Below are 5,888 nucleotides of genomic sequence, written 5' to 3' on the forward strand. Positions count from 1 at the left end.
GAAATGCTCCGCGCGATCATGTCGGCCGTCTGCGTCCTGGCGCTGGCCTCGACGCCCCTGTTCGTCGACCGCGCGCAGGCTTCGGCCGCGCCCGGCGCGCGCCTGATGAGCCAGACGCAGTCCGGCCAGGTCGCCGATATCAGCGTCTACTCCCCCGCCATGGATCGCACGATCGCCCTGCGGGTGCTCCGGCCGGTCGACACCTCGACCCCGGCACCGACGCTGTATCTGCTGAACGGCGCGGGCGGCGGCGAGGATTCGGCCAACTGGCCCGGTCAGACCGATGCCGGTGGGTTCTTCGCGGACAAACACGTCAACGTCGTCATCCCGATGGAAGGCGCGTTCAGCTACTACACCGACTGGCAGCGACCCGACGCCGGCCTGGCGAAGAACCTCGAGAACAACGGCAACAACATGTGGACGACGTTCCTCACCCGGGAGCTGCCGCCCGTGATCGACGCCGCCTTCGGCACCGACGGCGTCAACTCCCTCGCCGGTATCTCGATGGCGGGAACCTCGGTCCTCGATCTCGCGATCCAGGCGCCCGACCTGTACCGCAGTGTCTCCGCGTACAGCGGGTGCGCGATGACCAGCGATCCGATCGGCCGGGCCTTCGTCTCCCTCGTCGTGCGGATGGGCGGCGGCAACACCGAGAACATGTGGGGTCCCGAGACCGACGCCGCCTGGCGCGAGCACGATCCCTACGTGCAAGCCCATCGTTTGCCGAATATCCCGATATATATTTCCGCGGGCACCGGGTTGCCGGGACCACACGACACGTTGTCGAATCCGCGCGTGCATATCAACGGAAAGAATCCGACTTCGATTCTCACGAATCAAATGCTCGTCGGCGGCGGTATCGAAGCCGCGACGGCGTATTGCACCGCGAATCTGGCCCAGCGCACCCGAGAGCTCGGCCGCACGAATATCACCTACAACATCCGACCGACCGGTACCCACTCGTGGGGCTATTGGGAGGACGACCTCCACGCCTCCTGGCCGATGATGGCGACAGCCCTGGGCCTATGAGCGCCGAACTCCGGGTGGGCTCCCGGCGACTGAGTCCGCGCGACGCCGTGTTCGTCTACGACGAGACCGACCGGCATCTGTCGAACATCGTCGCGGTCTACTTCGCCGACGCGTCGGGCCACGCCCCGCTGACGATCGCCCAGGTACTGGACTGGGCGCGCGCGAGCATCGGCCACGCGGAACTGTTCCACCGGCGCTTGCGGCGCGTCCCGATGGATCTCGATCTGCCGTACTGGGAGCCCGACCCGACCCTGTCGGTGCGCGACCACGTCACCCTGGACCTCCCCGGTTCGTGGGACGACGCCCGCGCCCGGATCGCCGAGATCACCTCCGCCCGGATGGATCTGACACGACCACCATGGGAGGTCCATGTGCTGGACCGCGTCGAGGGCGTACCGGCGATGCCGGGCACGACCACGGTCGTGGCGCTGAAGTTCCACCACAGCGTCGGCGACGGCGTAGCGACCCGGGCACTCGAGCGGCGGCTGTTCGGCACCGAACCCGCCCCCGCGATCCGGCTCGACGAGGCGCGGCCGCTGACCACCGCGGCGCGCACCGCGGGCGCGCTCGCGGCGGCGCCGGTACGCTTCGTCGCCGGTCTGCGCCGTGCGCGGAAGGCGCAGGACGAGCTGCGGGCCCTGATCGATGCGGGTACCGTCCACGATCCGGTCGCCGAGCGCCCGGCCACCCGATTCAACCGGGACATCGGTGCGGAGCTGACCTTTCACCTGTTGCCGATCCCGATGCCGGAGGTGCTCGCCGCGAAAACCGCGGCGCCCCACCGGGTCACGATCAACGACCTGATGCTCACGACGATCTCCGGCGCACTGGCCACCTACCTCGCCGAGCACGACGAAACACCCGACGGCGCGCTGGCCGCCATGGTGCCGATGTCGATGCGCGGTGTCGCCGAATGGGATTCGGCGAATCAGCTCAGCCAGATGATCGTCGACCTGCACACCGATATCGCCGACCCGATCGAGCGGCTGACCGCGATTCAGCAGTCGGCGGGCCGCGCCAAACAGCGCACCGCCGACCCGGTGGTACAACGCACCGACCGGCGGGTGCAGACCGCGCCCGCGCTGCTGCTGCGCGCCGCCGGATGGGCAAGGGCGCAACGGCGTTTCGACGACGCGGCGACAGTGCCGTTCTGCAACACCACGATCAGCAACGTGCCGCCGGTGACCGACACCCTGGTCTTCTGTGACCGGCCGGTTCGTCGAGCGGTCGGGTCACTGCCCATCCTCGACGGCGACGGCCTGCGTCACCTGATCACCTCGCAGGGTGAGGAGATCGTCATCGCGGTCACGACGAACGCCGCGATGATGCCGGACCCGGAGCACTACGGCGAGTTGATCCTCGCCTCGTTCCGCGCACTGGCCGCCGCCCTGCACGCCCTCGGAAAAGCGGCGCCGACCAGCTCCTGAGCGGCGGCCGCCCGACCCCGCCGGTATCCGCGATCACCGGATTCGCGCGGCGGATACCGACGTGAGATCCTGATGATCAACCGTCCAGATATGACTAGCGCTGCAGGCAGCTGCTGCGGCGCACCGGGAGACCGCGTTCCTCGAAGGCACCGAGCAGCAGCTGGCCACGGCGCGCGCCCGCGGAGACATCGGCGCGTGCCAGATCGGGGACGTAGGTCGCCGCGCCGATGATGGATTCGCCCACGAGGGTCCAGAACCGGCGAGCGGGCAGACCGGAGCAGCGAGTGAGGACCGATTGCAGCGGGATCAGCGACGACGCGCAGCGTTGGGCGAGCCAAACCGCCATGGCGGCTTCACAGGGGAAGGCGACCGCACCCGGCTCGGGATCGCAGTCGACGACGCGAATCGTGGTGTCGGACAAGCCCGCCCAGTCGATGCCGCCGTCGTTGTCGTGGTGGATCCACAGGTTGTCGCGGCCCGGATCCCAGGCGTGCGCGTCCATCACGAACAGTGCCGTGACGCGGCCCGCCACGGCGTGGATGAGCGCGGTGGCCACCACTTCGGCGGCGATCTCGTCGTTGATCATCTCCGCGGCGTGCCGTCGGTACATCAGCTCGACGCGGCCCTCGGACAGCCCGTTGGGCACATGCCACCATCGCCGTTTGCCCTGCCCGCTCATCGCCGCGACGGCATACACGCGCGGATGCTCGGGTTGCAGCGCTTGCAACCTGGCACAGGCGCGGTCGAACGCGGCGGTGGTGCGGGACGTAGCGGTGGTGACGGGCTCGGACATCGAACCTCCTCGAACGTTGGTTCCCGTGACGATGATGTCTCGGAACATAGGTTAGGCTTACCAGACTTCACAAGTCGTGTCCGGTTTCGAGGCAGGAGAAGTTCGTCGCCGTGATCCACCCTGGCACCGTCAGACGTCGTCGTCTGACCGGGCTTCTGCTGCTCGTTGTCTTGCTCACCGTGGCGGTGGTGGCGAGCATTGCCATCGGCACCCGCTCGCTCGCACCCACCACGGTGTTCGACGCCGTCACACACGCTTTCGGCTGCGACGGCGGCCCGTTCCGATGCCCGGCCCGCTCCACCGCCGAGGAAATCGTGCGTGAGCTGCGTCTGCCGCGCACCGCATTGGCCCTGGTCGCCGGAGTGGCGTTGGGCGTCGCGGGCGCGCTCATCCAGGGGTATACCCGGAATCCGCTCGCTGATGCCGGATTGTTAGGACTGAATGCGGGCGCGGGCTTTCTGGCCGCGCTGAGCATCTTCCTGTTCGGGTTCACCGCGCCCGCGCAGTACATCTGGTTCGCCTTCGCCGGGTCGGCGATCGCGGGGGTGATCGTGTTCGGGGTCTCCTCGATCGGCGGGGGCAAGGCGAGTCCGTTGAGCCTGATCCTGGCCGGGGCCGCGGTCACCGCCTTCCTCCAGGCGATGACGAACGCGATCATCGTGCTCGACAACGCGGCGCTCGACACCTATCGGTTCTGGGTGGTCGGCAACGTGGCCGGGCGCGAAGCGGAAGTGTTCTGGGAGGTCCTGCCGTTTCTGGTGATCGGCCTCGGCATGGCCATGGCCGCGGCACCCAGCCTGAATCTGCTGAGCCTCGGTGACGATGTCGCCCGCGGACTCGGCGTCGACGTCACCCGGGCGCGGGCCTTCGGCCTGCTCGCGGTGGTGCTGCTCAGCGGCGGGGCGACCGCGGCGATCGGGCCGATCGCGTTTCTGGGGCTGGTGGTTCCGCACATGGCCCGGACCATCACCGGACCCGACAACAAGTGGCTGATCCCCTATTCCGGGCTGTTCGGCGGGTTGCTGCTGCTCGTCGCCGACGTCGCCGGGCGGGTGATCGCCCGGCCCGGTGAACTCCAGGTCGGGGTGATGCTGGCCGCCATCGGCGCGCCGTTCTTCATCGCGTTGGTGCGCCGTAAGAAGTTGGTGGCGCTGTGAGTGGGGTCGAGATGGGCAAGGCCGCCGACCGGGTCGCCGCCGAACCCGCGAACGCCGACCGGGCAGTGACCGAGCTGCGCCGGGTGCGACCCGCGCTGCGGGTCGGGCCGGTGTCGTTGGTGCTGCGGCCGGTCGTGTTCGGCGTCGTCGTGGCACTGGCGGTCGCGGTGTTCGCACTGTTCTGCCTGGACATCGCCGTCGGTGATACCCAAATCCCCCTGGGACGCGTCCTCGACGTGCTCGGCGGCGGCGGCACCCGATCCCAGCGCTTCATCATCATCGAATCACGATTGCCACGGGCGCTGACAGCCGTGGTCGTCGGAGCCGCGCTCGGATTGTCGGGCGCGCTGATGCAGTCGATCCTGCACAACCCACTGGCCGGGCCGGACGTCCTCGGCATCACCACCGGCGCCAGCGTCGGCGCCGTCGCGGTGCTGGTCGGCAGCGGTGGTGCGACAACCGGACTGGTCGCGACCGTGGGAGCCCCGATCGCCGCGCTGACCGGCGGCCTGATGACCGCGGTCGTCATCTATCTACTGGCCTGGGGCCGCGGGGGCGGCGGCGAACGCGGGGTCACCGGGTTCCGGCTCGTCCTGATCGGCATCGGCGTGAACGCGGTCCTGATGTCGGTGATCAGCTGGCTGCTCACCCGCGCCAGCCTGACCGATGCCGCCCGTGCCCAGCTGTGGCTCACCGGGTCGCTCAACGGAGCCGACATGTCCAGGGTCGTCCCCGCCGTCATCGCGCTGTCCGTCGTGACCATGGTGTCGCTGGTGTCGGCGCGCACACTGGCCGCGCTGCGCCTCGGCGAGGACTCGACCCGAGTGCTCGGTGTGCGGATCCAGTCGCAACAGGCACTGCTCATCGGCGCGTCGGTCGTGGCGGCTTCGGTGGCGACCGCCGCCGTCGGGCCGGTCGGATTCGTCGCCCTCGCCGCACCGCAGATCGCGAGAATGGCGCTGCGGACCGCGGGTGAGCCCCTGATCGCCTCGGCGCTGACCGGTGCCGCACTGGTCGCGGGGGCCGATGTCATCTCGCGCGCACTCCTGCCCGTCGACCTGCCGGTCGGTATCGTCACCGCCGCGCTCGGCGGACCGTTCCTGCTCTACCTGCTCGTCCGCATGAATCGGAAGGCCACGCTCTCATGACCAGCCCCGCTCATCGCCTCGCCGCCGACGCCGTGTCCCTCGGCTACGGCGAGCGGGTGATCGTCGACGAGCTCAGCCTCGACATCGCGCCCGGCGTGGTCACCACGGTCATCGGCCCCAACGGCTGCGGCAAGTCGACACTGCTGAAATCGCTGGGCAGGCTGCTGCGCCCCAGCGCGGGACAGGTCGTCCTCGACGGCAAGGCCATCTCGTCGATGAAGACCAAGGACGTGGCCAGGGTGATCGGCATGCTGCCGCAGACTCCGGTCGCGCCCGAAGGGCTCACCGTCGCCGATCTCGTCGCGCGGGGACGTCATCCGCATCAGTCCTGGTT

6 protein-coding genes are annotated in these 5,888 nt (G+C 69.2%); 5 read left to right on the top strand and 1 reads right to left on the bottom strand.

The window, feature by feature from the left end:
• Positions 1-18: 18 nt before the first annotated feature.
• Both ACFWF3_RS21360 and ACFWF3_RS21365 read left to right on the top strand, forming a co-directional pair.
• On the top strand, positions 19-1,029 hold the full coding sequence (locus ACFWF3_RS21360; protein ID WP_378995341.1) for an alpha/beta hydrolase: 1,011 nt from the start codon (positions 19-21) through the stop codon (positions 1,027-1,029).
• A complete protein-coding gene (locus ACFWF3_RS21365) occupies positions 1,026-2,456 on the top strand; it encodes a wax ester/triacylglycerol synthase family O-acyltransferase (RefSeq protein ID WP_379314995.1) in 1,431 nt (476 codons plus the stop codon). Before ACFWF3_RS21360 ends, ACFWF3_RS21365 begins: the two co-directional genes overlap by 4 nt.
• Positions 2,457-2,550: 94 nt before the next feature.
• On the opposite strand, the gene ACFWF3_RS21370 is transcribed toward ACFWF3_RS21365, so the two are convergent.
• Positions 2,551-3,249, bottom strand: coding sequence for a hypothetical protein (locus ACFWF3_RS21370; protein ID WP_378995192.1), 699 nt, complete (start codon positions 3,247-3,249; stop codon positions 2,551-2,553).
• A 110-nt stretch (positions 3,250-3,359) separates the two neighbouring features.
• Here ACFWF3_RS21370 and ACFWF3_RS21375 point away from each other — a divergent pair, with 110 nt between their 5' ends.
• The 3 genes from ACFWF3_RS21375 to ACFWF3_RS21385 form a co-directional block, all read left to right on the top strand.
• Positions 3,360-4,406 carry a FecCD family ABC transporter permease gene (locus tag ACFWF3_RS21375; RefSeq protein ID WP_379314996.1) on the top strand — a complete coding sequence of 349 codons (1,047 nt, stop codon included), beginning with the start codon at positions 3,360-3,362 and terminating at the stop codon, positions 4,404-4,406.
• Between the two features lie 11 nt (positions 4,407-4,417).
• Positions 4,418-5,554, top strand: a complete 1,137-nt coding sequence (locus ACFWF3_RS21380) for a FecCD family ABC transporter permease (RefSeq protein ID WP_379314998.1) — start codon at positions 4,418-4,420, stop codon at positions 5,552-5,554.
• Positions 5,551-5,888 (top strand): ABC transporter ATP-binding protein (locus tag ACFWF3_RS21385; RefSeq protein ID WP_379314997.1); only part of this gene is annotated, 338 nt, incomplete at its 3' end. The genes ACFWF3_RS21380 and ACFWF3_RS21385, both read left to right, overlap by 4 nt.

The organism is Nocardia sp. NPDC060220, assembly GCF_042727815.1.
In the GTDB taxonomy this organism is placed as follows: Bacteria; Actinomycetota; Actinomycetes; order Mycobacteriales; family Mycobacteriaceae; genus Nocardia.

Bases quoted from the DNA above. Each gene is read 5' to 3' on its own strand.
- ACFWF3_RS21380 (WP_379314998.1), top strand. From the start codon at position 4,418: ATGGGCAAGGCCGCCGACCGGGTCGCCGCCGAACCCGCGAACGCCGAC.
- ACFWF3_RS21370 (WP_378995192.1), bottom strand. From the start codon at position 3,249: ATGTCCGAGCCCGTCACCACCGCTACGTCCCGCACCACCGCCGCGTTC.
- ACFWF3_RS21360 (WP_378995341.1), top strand. From the start codon at position 19: ATGTCGGCCGTCTGCGTCCTGGCGCTGGCCTCGACGCCCCTGTTCGTC.
- ACFWF3_RS21365 (WP_379314995.1), top strand. From the start codon at position 1,026: ATGAGCGCCGAACTCCGGGTGGGCTCCCGGCGACTGAGTCCGCGCGAC.